This window comes from Roseateles sp., from assembly GCF_052436255.1.
Taxonomy (GTDB): Bacteria; Pseudomonadota; Gammaproteobacteria; order Burkholderiales; family Burkholderiaceae_C; genus Pelomonas.
On sequence record NZ_JBQVNP010000113.1, the window covers coordinates 1 to 17,047 of the forward strand.

Here is a 17,047-nt window from a genome sequence, read left to right on the forward strand (position 1 = left end):
GCGCGTCCGTCGGGCTCGGCAGCGCCGCGCAGCCGCTCGCCTGCAATCGCCATAGCTTCGAGCGACACCGCCACGTGCGCCGCGGTTTCCTCCCTCGAGGCTTGTCCAACACCTGCCCTCTATTCGGTGCCATTCGCACCATTGGCATGTCGCGCGGGCAGGTGTCGAACAAACCTAAACGGGAGCGGCCCCTCACACCATCGGTTCAGCGCCGCAATACGACAGGTTGCGCGAGCGCTTCGAGAACCTTGGACCTCTCTTGATCACCGCAGTGCTTGCCGCCCATGGTCGAGACCATCGTTTGTTGAGTGGCGCCATGCAACACGGAAATGAAAGCAACCTGTTTGTCCGTCATCTGCTCGTTTCTGGCAGATCGGGTCAGGGCGTAGTACCGCGGCTTCCATGCAAGTCCGCACCACTCGGCCAAGCCGGAGATTTCTCCGGCATTGATCGCCGCTTCGACCACGCTGGGCGCCACCGGCACGGTAGCGCGATCTTGAGCGCTCTCCGGGAGGATTGGCTTGCCCGCCGAATCCCTCGCCTTTCCCCAGAATCCCGCGAGAGCACGCTGTGTCAGCTCGGCGCGAAAGTCAGAATCGAGAACACCAGCTCGCGTGACGGCGGGGAGAAGTGCGAGAAGCACGAGCAGAGTTCGCATGGAATGCCTTGTAGGTTCTAGGGCGTGCCGATCCGAAAGGAATTTCGCCTAAAGGGCGTCTTGAGCCAGAGACTAACCTGCGCCGCGCAAACGGCCGCAATCAGCCTTAAGCGAATGCCGCCTCGCTAACGCCCCCGCCCTCGGTGAGCTCAGGTCCGCAGAGCCCGGCACGGACAAGGCCGCGACGCGTCTGGCTCCAAATCGGCTCTACCTACCGGCTGACGTCGCCCACGCTCAATGGCAAGGAACCGAACGCCGAGCCAGTTTCAGGCTGCCATCAACTGGCTGAAGAACTTCTCCCCGCTGACCCGCGGCTTGTAAGCCGACACCGCCTTCGCAATGGCCGCGATGTGGTCGGGCGTCGTGCCGCAGCAGCCGCCGGCGATGTTGAGAAAGCCCGCCTTCGCGAACTCGCCCACCAGGCGCGCCGTCACGTCGGGCGTCTCGTCGAAACCGGTGTCGCTCATCGGGTTGGGCAGGCCGGCGTTGGGGTAGCAGCTGACCGCCACCTCGCCCGCGACCTTGGACAGCTCTTCGATGTAGGGCCGCATCAGCGTGGCGCCGAGCGCGCAGTTCAGGCCGATGGCGATGGGCCGGGCGTGGCGCACCGAGTGCCAGAAGGCGGTCACCGTCTGGCCCGAAAGGATGCGCCCGGAAGCGTCGGTCACCGTGCCCGAGATGATGACGGGCAGGCGCTCGCCGGTGTCTTCCATCAGCTCGTCCAGCGCAAAGATGGCGGCCTTGGCGTTCAGTGTGTCGAAGATAGTCTCGACGAGGAACAGGTCGCAGCCACCTTCGAGCAAGCCCTTGGCCTGCTCGTAGTAGGCGGCGCGCAGGGTGTCGAAGTCGACATTGCGAGCGCCGGGGTCGTTGACGTCGGGGCTGATGGACGCGGTGCGCGGCGTGGGGCCAAGGGCGCCGGCCACGTAGCGGGGCTTGGTCGGCGTCGAGTACTTGTCGCAGGCGGCGCGGGCGATCTTGGCGGCCTCGACATTCATCTCGTAGGCCAGCTCCGCCAGGCCGTAGTCCTCTTGCGCAATGGAAGTCGCGCCGAAGGTGTTGGTCTCGATGAGGTCGGCACCGGCCGCGAGGTATTGCTCGTGGATCTCGCTGAGCACGTCGGGCCGCGTGAACATCAGCATCTCGTTGTTGCCCTTCAAGTCCTTGTGATGGTCCTTGAAGCGCTCGCCGCGGTAGTCGGCTTCGCCGAGCTTGTAGCGCTGGATCATGGTGCCCATCGCGCCGTCGAGCACGGCGATGCGTTGTTGGAGCAAGGCGGGCAGGGCCTGGGCACGGGTGTAGGCGATGGACTTCATGCTTCCATTTTGGCAGCCCGGGCGATGGCCTCGCCCAGCTGGGCACATGAGGCGGTGCCGCCGAGGTCCGGCGTCTTGTGCTCGGCCGGGCCGGCCAGCACGGTCTCGATGGCCGCCATGACGGCGTCGTGGGCGGCCCGGTGGCCGAGAAAGTCCAGCATCATGGCGCCGGCCCAGATCTGGCCGATGGGGTTGGCCAGGCCCTTGCCGGCGATGTCGGGCGCCGAGCCGTGGACCGGCTCGAACAGGCTGGGCCATTCGCGCGTCGGGTTGAGGTTGGCCGACGGCGCAATCGCGATGGTGCCGGTGCAGGCCGGGCCGAGGTCGGACAGGATGTCGCCGAAGAGGTTGCTGGCCACCACCACGTCGAAGGCTTGAGGCCGCTGCACGAAGTGGGCGCAGAGGATGTCGATGTGGAACTTGTCGACGGTCACGCCGGGGTACTGCGCGGCCATGGCCTCGACGCGCTCGTCCCAGTAGGGCATGGTGATGGCGATGCCATTGCTCTTGGTCGCCGAAGTGAGCCTGGCGCGCGGTCGCGACGCCGCCAGCTCGAACGCGAAGCGCAGCACGCGGTCCACGCCGATGCGGCTCATGACCGTCTCCTGCAGCACGATCTCGCGCTCGGTGCCTTCGTACATGCGGCCGCCGACGCTGGAGTACTCGCCCTCGGTGTTCTCGCGCACGATCCACATGTCGATGTCGCCGGGCTTCAGCGCCTCACCCTGGCGGTTCACCAGCGGCGAGCGCACGCCGGGCAGCAGCCGGGCCGGGCGCAGGTTGACGTACTGGTCGAACTCGCGGCGGAACTTGAGCAGCGAACCCCACAGGCTGATGTGGTCGGGCACCGTGGCGGGCCAGCCGACGGCGCCGAAGAAGATGGCGTCATGGCCGCCGATCTGGTCCTTCCAGTCGTCCGGCATCATCTGCCCATGCTGCGCGTAGTAGCGGCAGTCGGCGAACTGGAACTCGTCGAACTGCAGCGGCAACCCGAAGCGTTCGGCCACCGTGCGCAGCACGCGCAGGCCTTCGGGCATCACTTCCTGGCCGATGCCGTCACCGGCGATCACGGCAATCTTTTGCATCACTCGTCCTTGTCGAAGAAAGCTGCTGCCTCGGCCAGCACCACCTCGGGCGCCTCCTCGGCGAGGTAGTGGCCACTGCTGACGGCGCGGCCGCTGACGTTGACTGCCGCAGCCTGCCAAAGGGTTAGCGGCTCGAAGCAGCGGCCGACGACGCCCTGCGCGCCCCACAGCACCCGCAGCGGCTGCGTGACGCGCCGGCCGGCGTCGCGGTCGGCACGGTCATGGTCGAGGTCGATGCCGGCACTGGCGCGGTAGTCGCCGCAGATGGCCGCGGCCGTGCCGGGCCTGGCGATGCAGCGCTCGTACGCCGCCCAGGCCTCGGGCGCGAAGAACGCGCCGCCACGCCGGCCCATGCCATCGCGCAGATAGGCGAGCGGGTCGGCCTCGATGAGACGCTCGGGCAATGGCGCCGGCTGGATCAAGAAGAACCAGTGCCAGTAGGCCCGCGCGAAGGCCTCGGTCGTGCCCTCGTACATGGCCAGCGTGGGGGCGATGTCAAGCAGCATCAGCCGAGTGACGGCCTGCGGGTGGTCCAGCGCCAGCCGGTGCGCCACGCGCGCGCCGCGGTCGTGGGCCAGCACGGCAAAGCGCTCATGGCCCAGCGACTGCATCAACGCCGTCGCGTCCAGCGCCATCTCGCGCTTGGCATAGGCGGCGCTGGCCTCGCCGGCGGGCGGGCGGGCGCTGTCGCCGTAACCGCGCAGATCCATCAGCACGACGCGCCGCGTTTGCGCCAGCACCGGCGCCACGCGGTGCCACATGGCCATCGTTTGCGGATGCCCGTGCAAAAGAAGCAAGGGCGGCCTGCCGGAATCCGACGGGCCGCCCTGGCGGGCAAAGAGCGTGACACCGTCACGCTGGATGGTTAGAGACTGGAAGCCGGCCCACATGATGGGCCGATTCTGTCAGGCTGTGCGCAGGAAGTAGAGGTTGGCGTTGGCGCGGGCCAGCAAGACGAAGCCACGCAGCGCGGGGATGTAGCGCAGGCGATTCTGCAGGCCGGCGCCTGGGGTCGGCGCGATCTTCACGCTGCCGGGGCCAACGCTGAGCAGGCTCATGTCCCACACATTGCCATCGTTGGGCTGGACCACATAGACCCGGCCCGCCGCCTCGCCCTGGCCGCCGTAGAACAGGAAGCGATCGTTGTCGATGTCGTAGTCCATGCCGGCATAGCTGGGCTTCTCGGCCAGCCACTGCGTCAGCGCGGGACTGGGGTTGAAGCTGACCGAGACCTGCGGCCCGCCGCTCAGCGGCACCCGGCTCGCCTGCAGACGCTGCGGGTCGAAGCTTTGTCCATCTCCCCACTGCAGAGTGAAAATCTGGTTGCGACGCGCGTCGATGGCCATGGGCCAGCGCACCGAGTCGCCGCTACGGACCGTCACGAGATCCGTCCACTTGCGGTCGCTGGGCGACCACTTCTTCAGTGCTGTGCTGACGACCTCACCGGTCGCCCGGATCTGAGCAGCGCCGTAGGCGCCCACCTGCATGTCTGCCCAGGTGCCGGCAGGATCCCACTTGTTGGTATCCAGGTTGAATGCGTCGACCTTCGGGAAGGCCCACGCAGATCCATAGGTCCCATAGGACCCGAACAACATCAAGCGGTTGACCTGCGGCACAAAGTGCAGCGAGCTGTAAAGATGGCGTGACGATGGCAGGCCGTCGGTGTAGTAGGCCACGTTTGCCTGGACCGTCTTGCTCGGGGCAGCGCGCACGACCCAGCTTGGCGTGTCGGCTGCGAGGGACAAGGAAACCACGCGGTTGTCCGATGAATCGTTGTGGCCGCCTGCTGCCGCGATCAACAGCTCGTTGGTCAGCTCGTTGATCGCCATGCCACTGAAGGCATCGACCGCCGCGCCACCGGCACCCGCCGTGCCGGTGATCTCGAACCATTCACCGATCGGCTTGCCGGCCAGCCATGCTGGCGAGATGCGCGCTGGTGCCACCGACCATACCGGTGCCGTGTGGAAGGCGTCGCGTAGCGCCGGATAGTTGCTTGACGAGACCACGCGCTGATAGGCCGTGGCCGCGCCAGTCACGCCATGGCGCACGGCATAACTCAGTGCTGGCATCAAGTTGCCCCACATCGCCCGGTCGCCCGGCATGATCTCGGCAGCCAGTTGCCCTTCGACCTTGCCGAACCAGCTCGGCTGGCTGGCGTAAGTGGCGGCATAGACGGCCGCATCGTCGGCATGCCATGGCCCCTTGCCGCGCTGGTAGTCCGGTGCCGAGGCGGGAGAGATGCTCATCGTGTACGGGGCGCCGTTGACATACCAGAACCCATTGGCGGGGCCCAGTCGCATGACGACACTGCGCGCCTTCCACCGAAAGAAGGCGTCGTGCTTGCTCGCCGACGCGGCAGGAAGAGGCAGACCCAGACTGAGCGAAAAGCCCCAGGCCGCCGTCACGAAATCCTGCATCCACGGCGCATCGAAGTAAGGGCCGCTGCGGTTGTAGCTCTCGCCTTGGACCCAGCCGTAAGGATTGTTGGGCTGGGCAACGTAGACGGCGTGATAGTTGTCGATGTTGGCCTGCACGCTGGCCTGGAATTCCGACTGCAGCACGCTGTCACTGTCGGGCGTCACGTTCAGGGCCATTACCAATGCGCGCCATTGCCACGCCGCGGAGCGAACCTGCCAGGCGCCAGCACAGGACTGCACCAGACCCAGCGCGCCGCGCCGCAGCACGTCGTTGTCGCCCTTGCCGAGGTAGTTGGCCGTTGCAACGAACTGCACCAGCTCCATGAAGTAGAACCGGCCTGTCACGAGATAGGCCATGTAGCCGACGGCCGGGCTGTGGGCGCAGTCCCAGCCGGGCGCACCGGTTCCCGTCGGTTTGGGCGTGTACTGGCTGCGCGTCGAGCCGCCCTGGTCGCCGAAGGCACTGCCTTCGAGGTTCAACGCCAGGTTGGCGTACTGAGAGAAGCGGATCGGCCGCTGCGTCTTCTCGTCTCGATAGTGCACCGCATAGCGGCCGGCCGCAAAGCCGTTGCGCACTACCGCCCCATATGTGGCCGCGCTTTCGCAAGTCAGGTAGAGCGCGTCGTGCTGCGGCAGCAAGCCGATCGGCGCCTGATAGCCAGGCGAGCGCATGCTGTCGTTGAAATAGATGATGTTGGCCTTGGCCAACGGCGAGAAGTTGGCGGCAAGGGCTTCGGCAACCGGTGCGGTCGGCGCCACCCGCGCGCTGTACGTCGGCACCTGCTCGGTCGCCTGCAGATAGGCCAGGTCATGGCGCGGCGTCACATCGGGGTCGGCGCCCAGCCAGTAGGACAGCGCCGTGCCGTTGATCAGCGGCGTGCGGCAGTGGTGGGGCAGGTCAATGGCCGCCGAGAAGCGCTGCGTGCCGTTGATGTTGAAGGTGTAGGTCGCCGACTTGTTCGTCGGGCCGGCGACCATCAGGTAGCCGTTCTCGATCCAGGGCAGTACCTCGACGGCACCACCGGCGAACAGGCGCACCTCCAGCCAGGCCACCAGGTGGGCGTCGCTGCCCACCGGCTTGCGGAAGATCCATGACGACATCTGTGGGCCACTGACCCAGTTGGTCTGCGGGTTGTCCCAGTCGGCCGCGCCAAAGCTGGCGGAGCCCAGCGCGCCGGCACCGAACTCGGCCGTGATGCCGGTCTTCTTCAGGTCGGCCAAGCTCAAAGGTGAAATGACTCGCGTGTCGGCGGCGACGCGGCGCAGTCGGATGGTCGACAGCTCATTGGCCGTCAGGTCTGCAAAACCGGCGAGTTGCGCAAACTTCAGCGAACCATCGGGCCAGGTCGTGCGCGGCGTGACCTGCAGGTTGGCCAGGTTCGAACCCACCGAGCTGCCGGCGGGGATGTCGCCACGCTTGAATGCGAAGCCGAGGCTGAACGGCGCCTTGACCTGAGTCTTGGGGCTCAGCAGGCTGAACTGCATCGCACCGGTGAACAGGCCCAGCGTTGTCGCGGGAGCCGGCGCGGTGGGCGCAGGAGCAGGTGCCGGGGCGGGTGCCGGTTTGGCTGGCGTGCCCGGCAACATCAGGGCTGCGGCCGAGGCCGCCGGGGCTTCCGCTGCGGCAGCCTGGGCGACGGCCTCGCCGCCGCCACCACAACCCGCCAAAGGCAGGGTGCCGCCGAGTGCGGCTGAGTACTGAAGAAACTTACGGCGTTGGGGGTCTGTCATGGCAAAGCAATCCTTAGCAGCGGGCTTCGCTGCATTTCGGTACTAGGGGGGGCCTAGGTGGCGGAGCGGATTCTGACGGCGTGCTTTGAAGCGACCGTGGCGAAACGTTACCGGCGCGGGATTGCCTGGCGGTATAAGTTTGCGTTATGCAATGCGCCCGCCAACGCGCTTGTCGCGCGCCGCGCCCGTCCAAACAATTCCAGCCCTCTTCTCCTCTGAAATCATCGTGATGAAGCCCCTGTCCACCGCCCTCGTCGCGCTGTCCCTGCTGAGCGCCGCCACCCTTGCCGACGCCCAGGGCAAGCCAGTGGTTTACTGCGCCGACGCCAGCCCGGAAGGCTTTGACCCGGGTTTGTGGGACAGCGCCAGCACCAACACCGTCAGCTCCCAGATGTTCGATGGCTTGCTGGACTTCAAACGCCCCACGACCGAGCTGGCACCCAAGCTCGCGACCAGCTATGAAATCGCCCCTGACGCCAAGAGCGTGACCTTCAAGCTGCGCCCGGGCGTGAAGTTCCACAGCACGCCCTGGTTCAAGCCGACGCGGGACTTCAACGCCGACGATGTGCTGTTCACATTCCAACGCTTCATCGATACAAATCACCCCTTCAACCAGGCTTTTCCCGCCAACTTCATTTATCCGCAGAACCTTGGCCTGGCCAAGCTGATCGCCGGCATCGACAAGCTCGACGACCGCACAATTCGTTTCCGGCTCCACCAGCCCAATGTGACCTTTGTCGCGAACTTCGCCTTCGCCTGGGCTGGCATTCATTCCGCCGAATACGCCGCCCAGCTGCTGAAAGCTGGCAAGGCATCCCAGATCAACATCCAGCCCGTCGGCGCCGGGCCCTACCAGTTCAAGAGCTATGCCAAGGACGACGTGCTGCGCATGACGGCTCACCCGGGCTACTGGGGCGGCAAGCAAGCCACGTCGGCACTGGTCTTCAGCATCAGCCGCGAGCCCAATGTGCGGGTACAGAAGATCGCTGCCGGCGAATGCCATGTGACCGCGGCCATTCGCGATGTCGATGTCGCCTCGCTGGCCGGCAACCCCAACGTCAACATCCAGAAGATCCAGGCGCTCAACATTTCCTACCTGGCCTTCAACCTGAAGAAGCCGCCCACCGACAAGCGCGAGGTGCGCGAGGCGCTGGACATCGCCATCGACCGCAGCGCCATCTTCAAGGCGCTGTTTCCGCGCGGCGACGCAATGCAGGCGGTCAGCGCTTTCCCGCCCGCCATCCCCGGCTACAACCACAAGCTCAAGAACGAATTTGACCCCGGCAAGGCCAGGGCCCTGCTGGCCAAGGCCGGCTTCGCCAAGGGCTTCGAGATCGACCTGTGGGCCCTGCCCGTCACGCGGCCGACCAACCCCAACGGCCAGTTGATGGCCCAGCTCATCCAACAGGACTGGGCCAAGATCGGCGTCAAGGCCAACATCAAGACCTTTGAGTGGGGCGAATACCTCAAGCGCGCCAACAACGGCGAGCACAACGTCTACATGAGCGGCTGGAGTGGCGAGACCGGCGATGCGGACGACTTCCTGACGCCCAATCTGAGCTGTGCGGCCAACAAGACGGCCGGCATCAAGTTCTGCAACGCCGAGTTCGAGAAGCTCATCGACGAGGCCCGCGCCATGCCGGACCAGGCCAAGCGCCTGGCCATGTACGAGAAAGCCCAGGAGATCTTCAAGCGCGAGCGCCCGTGGATCACGATGGCGCATTCGACCGTCTACATCCCCGTTCGCAAGGATGTGGTGGGCTTCAAGATGGCGCCCAACGGCTCGGTGGACTTTGAGGGTGTGTACCGGAAATGAGGCTTCGCCACATCGAAGTCTTCCACGCCATCATGCAGGCCGGCACCATCAGCGGCGCCGCCCAGTTGCTGCACATTTCCCAGCCCGCCGTCACCAAGGTGCTGCAGCACTGCGAGCTGCAGCTCGGCATGGCGCTGTTCGACCGCGTGCGCGGCAAGCTCTACCCGACACCCGAAGCGCAGCGTCTCTTCGTCGAGATCGACAAGCTCAACCGCGACCTCGTCGGCATCCGGCGCCTCGCGGCCAACCTCAAGAGCGGCGAGAGCGAGCAGGTGCGCCTGGTCGCCACGCCGGCGCTTGCAACAGCCATCGTGCCAGCGGCCATGACGCCGTGGTGCAAGGCCTACCCCAACGCCAGCTGCTCGCTGGCCACCCACCACACGCGCGAGATCGTCTCGGCCCTGCTGCTCGGCGAGGCCGACCTGGCCCTGTCGCTGCAGGACCCGCGCCACCCCGGCATCAAGGCCGAGTCGATCGCCAGCGGCACGATGGTGGCGCTGTGTCCGCTCGGCAGCCCCGAGGCTCAGGCGGCGGGGCCCCTCAGCCTCGCGGACATCCGCACCGAGATCGTCGGCCTGCAAAGCGACGACCCGCTCTCCGGGCTGCTGCACCATGCCGGCGAAGCCCTCGGCCAACCGCTGGCCAGCCGCATCACCGTGCAGACCTATCAGCTGGCGCGCGCCCTGGTCGAGGCCGGCGTCGGCATGACCCTGGTGGACCCCTTCACCGCCGCAAGCGCCGACCCCGCCAAGGTCCGCGTGCGCCCGCTGGCACCGGCCGTGCCGGTCCAGCTCTATCTGCTCAGCGCCGCCAGCGCGCCGCTGGCCCAGGCCTCGCGCCGCCTCGTCAAGTTCATCACCGCCGCGGCTCACGAGCACCTGGCAAGACTGCCTTGAATCACCTTCCCATCGAAGCCATCGCCGCCCACCCCGACTTCCGGCGCCTGGCCACACTGAGGCACGGCATCGCCGTCGACCTGCGCTATGCCACGGCCGACAACTTCGTGGGCCACTCGGTCTACGAAGGCATCGACTGCCACTGGCTGCGCCGCGAGGCCGCCGATGCGCTCGAACAAGCCGCCGCCTGGCTGCAGGCGCGACGCCCCGGCTACCGCCTGCTGGTGCTGGATGCGCTGCGTCCGCAGCGGGTGCAGCAGCGGCTGTGGGACGAGCTGCAGGGCACGCCGCTGACCATGTACCTCGCCCACCCCGAGCGCGGCTCCATCCACAGCTTTGGCATGGCTGTCGACCTGACGCTGTTGGATCCGCAGGGCCGCGAGGTCGACATGGGGTCAGGTTTCGACGAGATGACGCTGGCCTCCCACCCCGACCACGAGGCCGAGCACCTTGCCCTGGGCGCCTTGACAGCGCAACACCTCGTCGAGCGCGGCTGGCTGCGCGCGGCGATGCGCGAGGCGGGCTTTCACGCCATCACCACCGAATGGTGGCACTTCGACTTCGGCGACCGCGTGGCGGTGCGCAGGGATTTGCCGCGGGTGCTTTGACGACGCATGGTGGGTCGCGACCCGCCCTATGGAGCCGTCGCAGACAGCCCTGTCGGGCCCCTCACCAATCGGAGCTCATCGCGCCAGCGTGAGGGCTGTACTCATGGTCGATGCGGAGCAGGCCGGGTCAAGACCCGCCAGATGGCTGAACGGTCGGCGCCGCATCAGGGCTTACGACAGCTGCCTGGCCAGCGCGCAATTCCGCCAAGGCTTCCAAAGCGCGCCTCGACCCCGCTTGTCTGGGGTCCTGCAGTTCGACACGCAGCGCCAGCGCCTCGCCGATGCGGGCCTCGGCTTCATCAAAGCGCTGCTGTTCGGCGAGGCTGCGGCCCCAGTGGTGCAGCACCATCGCCTGCAGGCGAAGCCAGCCGCCCGCGGCGCACAAGTCCAGGGCCTTGGCGAAACAAGGCTCGGCGGCGCTCCTGCGGCCGGTGTACTGCAAGGCAGTCGCATAGGCGTTCCAGTACCAGGCGGTTGCTTGCGCGTGTGGATGCGCTTCGGCTGCCCCCAAATGCGCGCGCAGCAGGTCCACGGCCTCGAACTCCTGCCGGGCGGTGGTGAGCAGGCCGCCGAGGTCGGCCGCGTGGTCCACGGTCGCCAGCGTGTCGCCCGCCAGCAGCGCTTGTTCCAGCTTCTCGCGCAGCATCGAGATGTTGCGAGCGTGGGCCTCGGCATCGGGCGCCGTGAAGCGAAGGAACTCAGGAGCGGCGGGATTCATTGCATCAACGTTGCTGCTCTCCGCAGCCTTGACCTCCAGCGGCTTTTCCATGAAGACGCTCAAGGGGTCGTCCACATAGCCGCCGAACGGCCCGCAGCGCTCGTAGCCGCATCGGGCGTACAGGGCGAGCGCCTCCAGCTGGAACGGGCCCGACTCCAACCTGAGCAGTCGACAGCCACGCGCCACCGCCTCGGCCTCGAGCCGGGCCATCAAGCGCTGCGCCAGACCCTGGCCGCGGGCAGACGGGCTCACGAACATGCGCTTGAGTTCACCCGATCCGGTGCCCAGCACGATGGCGCAGCAGCCCACCGCGCGCCCTGCCTCGTCTCGCGCAACGGCAAAGAGCACGTTCGTGCGGGTCAGCGCGGCAAGGTCCAGTGCATGCCGGCTTTCCGGTGGGTAAAGGCCGTCCTGGTAGGCATCCAGTTCAGCGATGAGGGCGATGACGTCGGGCTGGTCGGGAGATTCGAGAGCGATGTGCATAGAGAAGGTGCGTTGGGAACGACGTTGGCGCTACGGAACCGGGTTCGGCGCCATCCACTCCGATCGCGTGATGCCATAGGACGCTTGCGCGACATCGAAAGCCTCTTCCATGGTGGCGTGCCACGAATCTGCTGCATAGCGGCCATCCGAGGATTGGTAGACGAGCAGGAAGCCCTTGTTTCCGTCGCCGGTGACCGCAAATCGAAACTCGATCTCGAGCGCGTTGTCGTCGTCGGGATCAGCCGGAGACCAGCCGCTGTTCGGGTGCCCGAGGATGCGTACCACCCGGCGCTCGATGGTTGCGTAGGTTTGCATTGAAGTGCTCCGCTTGTTCTAGTGACGGGGCCTCAGCGATTGCGCTGCTCTTCTGTCAGCCGCTGCAGCACAACCCGCACGCCCGCCCCCTCGCTGATCTGCGGGTTCGAGTAGCCATCGCTCTTGCCCGCCTCGCGCTCGCGCACCTCGATGACCTTGCGCGCCTGCGCATGCGCCTCGCTGAAGGACCAGGTCTCGCGCAGCGCCTCCTCGTACATGGCGCGGCCGAAAAAGGTCAGCTCCGAGTGCTTGCCGCAGCCATAGGAGGTGTTGTCGGCATCCGCTGCCGTCATGACCAGCGTGCCGTCACCGGCCAGCGGCTCTATCCAGCTGCCCGAGTAACAGGCCGACACCGAGATCACACGCCAGCGCACGCCGGCCTCATCCAGCCAACGCCTGAGCAACTGCGGCGTGACCGGCTCGGTCTGCAGCGGCCAGGACTGGGTGGCCAGCTTGCCGTCGGCGCCGCCATGCGAGGTCAGGTGCAGGAAGAGCACGTCTTGCTCGCGGTTCATCAATGCCGCCATGCGCGCGATGGTCTTGCGCAGGTTCAGCGGCGTGGCCCAGGGCAGGGTCATGCCCGTGGCGGGGTTGACCACCAGCTCCACCACGCGGCCCTCGGCGCCGAAGCGTTCGCGCAGGGTGTCGGCGACGACCGCGCTCTCGCGCATGAAGACGTCCTCTGACGCATACGGCGCGTAGGTCAGCGCATACACGTTCACGCGCCCGGGGCGCGGTGGCTGCAGCCCGTCCAGCGCCTGCGCGAGCAGCTCTGGCTGGGTGGCGACGATCGCGTCGGTCAGCGGCAGCGCCGCCTCGGCCTGAGCTTCTGCAACCGGTTCGGCCCACCACAGCACCGTCGGCGCAAACCAGCCGCTGAGCGCCAGCGGCACCGGCACCAGCAGCAACACCGCGCCGCGCACGGCGGCCGACCCGGCAAAGCGCCACAGCAGCCGGATCTGCATCAGCGCCGTCCAGCAGATGGCGACCAGCCAGCTGACCCAATGCAGGCTGGCGGGCCAGTCGGCGGTCGGGCCCCACACCGCGCCGAGAACCAGTGCCAGGGCGCCTTCGCCCAGGCTCAGCACCAGCGTCGCGCTCCACAGCAGGGCCATCAGCGTCGCTGCACTCGGCCGGGACGCATCGCCGCCGTCTGCCGAACGCGCCACGATCCAGCACAGCCAGGCGATGACGGCGATGTCTATCCAGCCGCTCAGCAAGCCCGTCCACAGCGGTTTTGCCGATTCATCGGCCAGCGCCCACTGCAAGCCGAACGCCAGCACATAGCCGGCCAGCACCAGCACCGCCAGGGTCAGCGGCCGCGCGGCCAGGTCCTGCCACCGGGGCGCCCGAAACACGAGCACGCGCGCGCCTTCCAGCAGCCATGCGCTGCGCCCCCGCGCGGGCTTGTCATCTTGCGGCGCGGCCATCGGCAGCGGCGCCCGGGTTCCTTCATCCATCACAGCTCTCCCGGCCGGGATCCTATCGATCTGCCTCGCCGATGCGCTCGAAGCGCGGCCGCGTGGCGCCGTCGACCGCCAGTGTGCCGGTGAACATCTCGTAAGGCCGCACCCACCAGCCGCTGTCGTTGTAGAGCGGCCGGTAGACGACCACCGCCTCCAGCGTCTCGCTGTGGCGGGCCACGGCGAGCACCTCGTACTCGCCGCCCTTGTAGTGGCGGTAGCGGCCAAGGGCCAGCGGGGCCAGCGGGGGCAGTGGGGGCAATGGGGGCAGGTCAGGATTCATGCACGCATTGGACCGCAGCGGCCGGCCCTTCCCCATGTGGGCAGGCGCCATCGGCCTTTGCCGCCAGTGCGCACACAATGCCGCGCATGGTCGTCGAGTCCACGCGGCCAGGGAGGCGGTGAGCCTTCCACTCCTGACTGATGCAGCGCCATGAACCCGTCCCGCCGTCAACTGCTCCACTTCAGCGCCGCCGCTACCGGCGTGCTGGCCGCCGCCCAACCCGCCCGCGCCGCAGCCCGCCCCCTGCTGGCGCCGCGGCTGCGCGTCGGCGACACCGTCGGCCTGGTCAGCCCAGCCAATGCCACCTTCGAGCGCGAGCCGCTGAAGATCGCCATCGAGTCGCTGCAGGCCCTGGGCTTCAAGGTCAAGCCGGGCCAGCATGTCGCCGCGCGGCGCGGGCCGTTCGCCGGCACCGACGCCCAGCGCGCCGCCGACGTCAACGCGATGTTTGCCGACGACTCGGTGGCCGGCATCCTGGCCATGACCGGTGGCTCCGGCTGCAACCGCATCGTCGACAAGCTGGACTACCGGCTGATCGCCGCCAAACCGAAGTTCTTCGGCGGCTTCAGCGACCTGACCAGCCTCGTCAACGCCATCCACCGCCAGACCGGCCTGGTCGCCTTCCACAGCCCGGTGGCCGTGTCGGAGTGGAACGATTTCTCGGTGCAGAGCTTCAAGAGCCTCGTGATGAATGCCGAGGCGGCCGTGCTGCGCAACCCGGTTTTCAAGCCCGCCGACGACCTTGTCGCGCGCGAGGAGCGCATCACGACGATCCGTGCCGGCAAGGCCCAGGGCCCGCTGGTGGGCGGCAACCTGACCGTGCTCGCGTCACTGGCCGGTACGCCCTATTTCCCCGACTGCCGCGGTGCCATCCTGTTCCTGGAAGACATCAACGAGTACATCTACCGCATCGACCGCTGCCTCTCCACGCTGCGCCTGACAGGTGCGCTAGGCCAGCTGGCCGGCGTCGTGCTCGGCCGCTTCACCAAATGCGAACCCGGCGACGGCTACGGCAGCCTGACGCTGGACGAGGTGTTCGACGACTATTGCCTGCCGCTGGGCGTGCCGGTTTTTCGCGGCGCCGCCATCGGACATATCAAGCGCAAGCTGACGGTGCCGGTGGGTGCGTTGGCCGAGATGGACGCGGATGCCGGCACCATCCGGCTGCTGGCACCGGCAGTCGCTTAGGCGCGGGCCTCCACAGCTTCATGGCGTCCAAGCGATGTCGTGGCTGACGGCCGCGCCGCCGCAAGCAAGGGCAACAGGCCCATCACCCAGTCGCGCACGGCCATCACGGTGGCATCACCGCGCCGGTGTTCCGGGTAGACCAGATGAAACGGCTCGCCCGGCAGCTCGGGGCCGAACGGGCAGACCAAGGTGCCGCGCTGCAGCTCGTCACCGATGAGGGCGCGGCTCATCAGGGCCACGCCGTTGCCCGCCAGTGCTGCCCCGATGGTGTGGGTCTCGTCCGAGAACACCGGGCCGGCCGTTGGATCCAGCCCCGGCACGTTCGCCACCTTCTGCCACCCGCCCCAGCCCAGGGGTGCGCTTCGGCCAGCACAGGTCTCGAAGTGCAGCAGGCCATGGCGCGGCAGGTCCCGCGCGCGCCGGAGCTTGAGCGCCGGGCTGCAGACCGGCACGAACACGTTGTCGAACAGCTTGCACGCCACCAACCCGGGCCAACGGCCACTGCCGTAGCGAATCGCCAGGTCGGCGCTGTGCCCGTCCAGGGCCACCGGCTCGTGCGTGACGTGAATGTGCAAGTCCAGGTCGGGGTGCAACGCCGCGAGCGCACCCACATGCGGAAGCAGCCAACGCGATGCGACGGCGGGCGTGGTGGAGAGCGTCACCGTCTGACGCCGCGGGACGGCACGCAGCCGCGCGACCGCACTGGCCATCATGTCGAACGCTGAGCCGATGTCGGCCAGCAGCTCCCGTCCCGCCGCCGTCAGCTCCAGCTGGCGCGGCTTGCGCAGGAACAGCTGCAGCCCCAACCACTCCTCCAGCGCGCGCAGCTGGTGGCTGATCGCCGTGCCCGTCACCGACAACTCTTCGGCCGCCCGCTTCGCGCTGCGGTGGCGTGCCGCCGCCTCGAAGGCGCGCAGAGCCGACAGCGGCGGCAACAGTCGGGCATTCATAGATGAATTCATCTTGTCGAAACGGCCAAGAAATGATCAGTTGTCACAGGATATCTCCGTCTTTAGATTACTCGCGTCAGTCTCATACCAGCTGACTTTGATTCATCTGAAAACAAGCATCCCATGACCCGTCTCCTGCACATAGATTCCAGCGCACGACCCGGCCGCGCCGGCGAGCACCCCCACGGCTCCCACAGCCGGCGTCTGAGCCATGCCTTCGTCAACCGCTGGCGCGCGGCCCGCCCGAAAGACGAAGTGGTGTACCGCGATCTGGCGGCATCAGAGCCGACGGTGGTCCGCCACGAATGGATCCCTGCGGCCTTCACGCCCGAAGACCGGCGCACGCCCGCGCAACATGCCGTGCTGCGCGAAAGCGACACCCTGGTGCGCGAGCTGAAGGCCGCCGAGCTGCTGGTGATCGGCATGCCCATGTACAACTTCGGCATGCCGGCGCCGCTGAAAGCGTGGGTCGACAACATCGTGCGCATCGCTGCAACCTTCGACTTCGACCCTGGCCGTGACAACCCCTATGTGCCCCTGCTGGCCGACCGGCCGCGGCGCGCCGTGCTGCTGACCTCGCGCGGCGGCAACGGCTTCGATGCCGGCGGTCCGCTGGCGGCGATGAACCACGCCGACACGGCGCTGCGCGATGTGCTTGGCTTCCTCGGCATCACCCAGGTGCAAACGGTGGCCATTGAACACGAGGAGGCCGGTGGCCCGGCCCTGGCCGCCTCGGTGGCTCGGGCCCTGAGCGCCGTGGACGCGCTCGCGGACGCGTGGCTGACGGCGTAGCCAATGCGGCGGGCGCTTGCCGCACCGGCCGCGCCCCCATCCGGACGCCTCACTGTTGCGCGGCCACCCAGTTCACCAGCGCATCCAGCACCGGCCGGCCCTTGGCCGCGGCCTGGGGGTGGTTGACAAGGGCAACGAAAACCCAGGGCCTGCCGGTCGCGTCGGGCACGAAGCCGGCCAGGCCGACGGCGTCGCGCAGCGTGCCGGTCTTCAGGCGCGCCTTGCCGGTGGCGGGGCTGTCCTTCAGGCGGCGCGTCAGTGTGCCGTCCACGCCGGCCAGCGGCAGCGTGACCAGCAGCTCGGGTTGCTGCGCGCCCGCATGCGCCGC

At 67.6% G+C, this 17,047-nt stretch carries 16 protein-coding genes; 5 read left to right on the top strand and 11 right to left on the bottom strand.

The features are described 5' to 3' along the window. Positions 1 to 205: 205 nt before the first annotated feature. The 5 genes from ACT6S0_RS20325 to ACT6S0_RS20345 all read right to left on the bottom strand — a co-directional run bounded on the left by ACT6S0_RS20325 (position 206) and on the right by ACT6S0_RS20345 (position 7,207). On the bottom strand, positions 206 to 658 hold the full coding sequence (locus ACT6S0_RS20325; RefSeq protein WP_444765603.1) for a hypothetical protein: 453 nt from the start codon (positions 656 to 658) through the stop codon (positions 206 to 208). Positions 659 to 924: 266 nt separating this feature from the next. After that, entirely contained in the window at positions 925 to 1,974 is a 1,050-nt protein-coding gene (locus tag ACT6S0_RS20330; protein WP_444765604.1) for a homocysteine S-methyltransferase family protein, read from the bottom strand. Further along, complete coding sequence (locus ACT6S0_RS20335; RefSeq protein WP_444765605.1) at positions 1,971 to 3,059, bottom strand: tartrate dehydrogenase; 1,089 nt, start codon at positions 3,057 to 3,059, stop codon at positions 1,971 to 1,973. Before ACT6S0_RS20335 ends, ACT6S0_RS20330 begins: the two co-directional genes overlap by 4 nt. Then, positions 3,059 to 3,949, bottom strand: a complete 891-nt coding sequence (locus tag ACT6S0_RS20340) for an alpha/beta fold hydrolase (RefSeq protein WP_444765606.1) — start codon at positions 3,947 to 3,949, stop codon at positions 3,059 to 3,061. Before ACT6S0_RS20340 ends, ACT6S0_RS20335 begins: the two co-directional genes overlap by 1 nt. A gap of 15 nt (positions 3,950 to 3,964) precedes the next feature. Beyond that, positions 3,965 to 7,207 (bottom strand): hypothetical protein, encoded by a 3,243-nt coding sequence (locus tag ACT6S0_RS20345; RefSeq protein ID WP_444765607.1) that lies wholly within the window; start codon positions 7,205 to 7,207, stop codon positions 3,965 to 3,967. Positions 7,208 to 7,436: 229 nt separating this feature from the next. Here ACT6S0_RS20345 and ACT6S0_RS20350 point away from each other — a divergent pair, with 229 nt between their 5' ends. Genes ACT6S0_RS20350 through ACT6S0_RS20360 form a run of 3 tightly spaced genes read left to right on the top strand, consistent with a single transcriptional unit; the run spans position 7,437 to position 10,527 of the window. Continuing rightward, complete coding sequence (locus tag ACT6S0_RS20350; protein WP_444765608.1) at positions 7,437 to 9,023, top strand: ABC transporter substrate-binding protein; 1,587 nt, start codon at positions 7,437 to 7,439, stop codon at positions 9,021 to 9,023. Then, entirely contained in the window at positions 9,020 to 9,919 is a 900-nt protein-coding gene (locus tag ACT6S0_RS20355) for a LysR family transcriptional regulator (protein WP_444765609.1), read from the top strand. Before ACT6S0_RS20350 ends, ACT6S0_RS20355 begins: the two co-directional genes overlap by 4 nt. Next, complete coding sequence (locus ACT6S0_RS20360; RefSeq protein WP_444765610.1) at positions 9,916 to 10,527, top strand: M15 family metallopeptidase; 612 nt, start codon at positions 9,916 to 9,918, stop codon at positions 10,525 to 10,527. Before ACT6S0_RS20355 ends, ACT6S0_RS20360 begins: the two co-directional genes overlap by 4 nt. 127 nt (positions 10,528 to 10,654) lie before the next feature. Here the strand turns inward: ACT6S0_RS20360 and ACT6S0_RS20365 are convergent, their stop codons facing one another. Genes ACT6S0_RS20365 through ACT6S0_RS20380 form a run of 4 tightly spaced genes read right to left on the bottom strand, consistent with a single transcriptional unit; the run spans position 10,655 to position 13,789 of the window. Beyond that, positions 10,655 to 11,728 carry a GNAT family N-acetyltransferase gene (locus ACT6S0_RS20365; RefSeq protein ID WP_444765611.1) on the bottom strand — a complete coding sequence of 358 codons (1,074 nt, stop codon included), beginning with the start codon at positions 11,726 to 11,728 and terminating at the stop codon, positions 10,655 to 10,657. A 30-nt stretch (positions 11,729 to 11,758) separates the two neighbouring features. Further along, on the bottom strand, positions 11,759 to 12,043 hold the full coding sequence (locus tag ACT6S0_RS20370) for a hypothetical protein (RefSeq protein WP_444765612.1): 285 nt from the start codon (positions 12,041 to 12,043) through the stop codon (positions 11,759 to 11,761). A gap of 32 nt (positions 12,044 to 12,075) precedes the next feature. Further along, positions 12,076 to 13,503 carry a C13 family peptidase gene (locus ACT6S0_RS20375; protein WP_444765613.1) on the bottom strand — a complete coding sequence of 476 codons (1,428 nt, stop codon included), beginning with the start codon at positions 13,501 to 13,503 and terminating at the stop codon, positions 12,076 to 12,078. 22 nt (positions 13,504 to 13,525) lie between these two features. Then, positions 13,526 to 13,789: a DUF1653 domain-containing protein gene (locus tag ACT6S0_RS20380; protein ID WP_444765614.1), complete on the bottom strand. Its 264-nt coding sequence runs from the start codon at positions 13,787 to 13,789 to the stop codon at positions 13,526 to 13,528. 150 nt (positions 13,790 to 13,939) lie between these two features. Between ACT6S0_RS20380 and ACT6S0_RS20385 the strand changes: the two genes are divergently transcribed. Then, complete coding sequence (locus ACT6S0_RS20385) at positions 13,940 to 14,977, top strand: S66 peptidase family protein (protein ID WP_444765615.1); 1,038 nt, start codon at positions 13,940 to 13,942, stop codon at positions 14,975 to 14,977. Here ACT6S0_RS20385 and ACT6S0_RS20390 read toward each other — a convergent pair. After that, positions 14,974 to 15,927, bottom strand: coding sequence for a LysR substrate-binding domain-containing protein (locus tag ACT6S0_RS20390; RefSeq protein ID WP_444765616.1), 954 nt, complete (start codon positions 15,925 to 15,927; stop codon positions 14,974 to 14,976). The genes ACT6S0_RS20385 and ACT6S0_RS20390 overlap by 4 nt on opposite strands. A gap of 123 nt (positions 15,928 to 16,050) precedes the next feature. Between ACT6S0_RS20390 and ACT6S0_RS20395 the strand changes: the two genes are divergently transcribed. Further along, positions 16,051 to 16,719: an FMN-dependent NADH-azoreductase gene (locus ACT6S0_RS20395; RefSeq protein WP_444765617.1), complete on the top strand. Its 669-nt coding sequence runs from the start codon at positions 16,051 to 16,053 to the stop codon at positions 16,717 to 16,719. A 49-nt stretch (positions 16,720 to 16,768) separates the two neighbouring features. Here the strand turns inward: ACT6S0_RS20395 and ACT6S0_RS20400 are convergent. Beyond that, the coding region (locus ACT6S0_RS20400; protein WP_444765618.1) for a D-alanyl-D-alanine carboxypeptidase at positions 16,769 to 17,047 on the bottom strand (279 nt) is incomplete at its 5' end.

Excerpts from the sequence above, each read along its gene's own strand:
- ACT6S0_RS20345 (WP_444765607.1), bottom strand. The coding sequence starts at position 7,207 with ATGACAGACCCCCAACGCCGTAAGTTTCTTCAGTACTCAGCCGCACTC.
- ACT6S0_RS20325 (WP_444765603.1), bottom strand. The coding sequence starts at position 658 with ATGCGAACTCTGCTCGTGCTTCTCGCACTTCTCCCCGCCGTCACGCGA.
- ACT6S0_RS20355 (WP_444765609.1), top strand. The coding sequence starts at position 9,020 with ATGAGGCTTCGCCACATCGAAGTCTTCCACGCCATCATGCAGGCCGGC.
- ACT6S0_RS20340 (WP_444765606.1), bottom strand. The coding sequence starts at position 3,949 with ATGTGGGCCGGCTTCCAGTCTCTAACCATCCAGCGTGACGGTGTCACG.
- ACT6S0_RS20380 (WP_444765614.1), bottom strand. The coding sequence starts at position 13,789 with ATGAATCCTGACCTGCCCCCATTGCCCCCACTGCCCCCGCTGGCCCCG.
- ACT6S0_RS20370 (WP_444765612.1), bottom strand. The coding sequence starts at position 12,043 with ATGCAAACCTACGCAACCATCGAGCGCCGGGTGGTACGCATCCTCGGG.
- ACT6S0_RS20385 (WP_444765615.1), top strand. The coding sequence starts at position 13,940 with ATGAACCCGTCCCGCCGTCAACTGCTCCACTTCAGCGCCGCCGCTACC.
- ACT6S0_RS20395 (WP_444765617.1), top strand. The coding sequence starts at position 16,051 with ATGACCCGTCTCCTGCACATAGATTCCAGCGCACGACCCGGCCGCGCC.
- ACT6S0_RS20330 (WP_444765604.1), bottom strand. The coding sequence starts at position 1,974 with ATGAAGTCCATCGCCTACACCCGTGCCCAGGCCCTGCCCGCCTTGCTC.
- ACT6S0_RS20375 (WP_444765613.1), bottom strand. The coding sequence starts at position 13,503 with ATGGATGAAGGAACCCGGGCGCCGCTGCCGATGGCCGCGCCGCAAGAT.
- ACT6S0_RS20390 (WP_444765616.1), bottom strand. The coding sequence starts at position 15,927 with ATGAATGCCCGACTGTTGCCGCCGCTGTCGGCTCTGCGCGCCTTCGAG.
- ACT6S0_RS20335 (WP_444765605.1), bottom strand. The coding sequence starts at position 3,059 with ATGCAAAAGATTGCCGTGATCGCCGGTGACGGCATCGGCCAGGAAGTG.
- ACT6S0_RS20350 (WP_444765608.1), top strand. The coding sequence starts at position 7,437 with ATGAAGCCCCTGTCCACCGCCCTCGTCGCGCTGTCCCTGCTGAGCGCC.
- ACT6S0_RS20365 (WP_444765611.1), bottom strand. The coding sequence starts at position 11,728 with ATGCACATCGCTCTCGAATCTCCCGACCAGCCCGACGTCATCGCCCTC.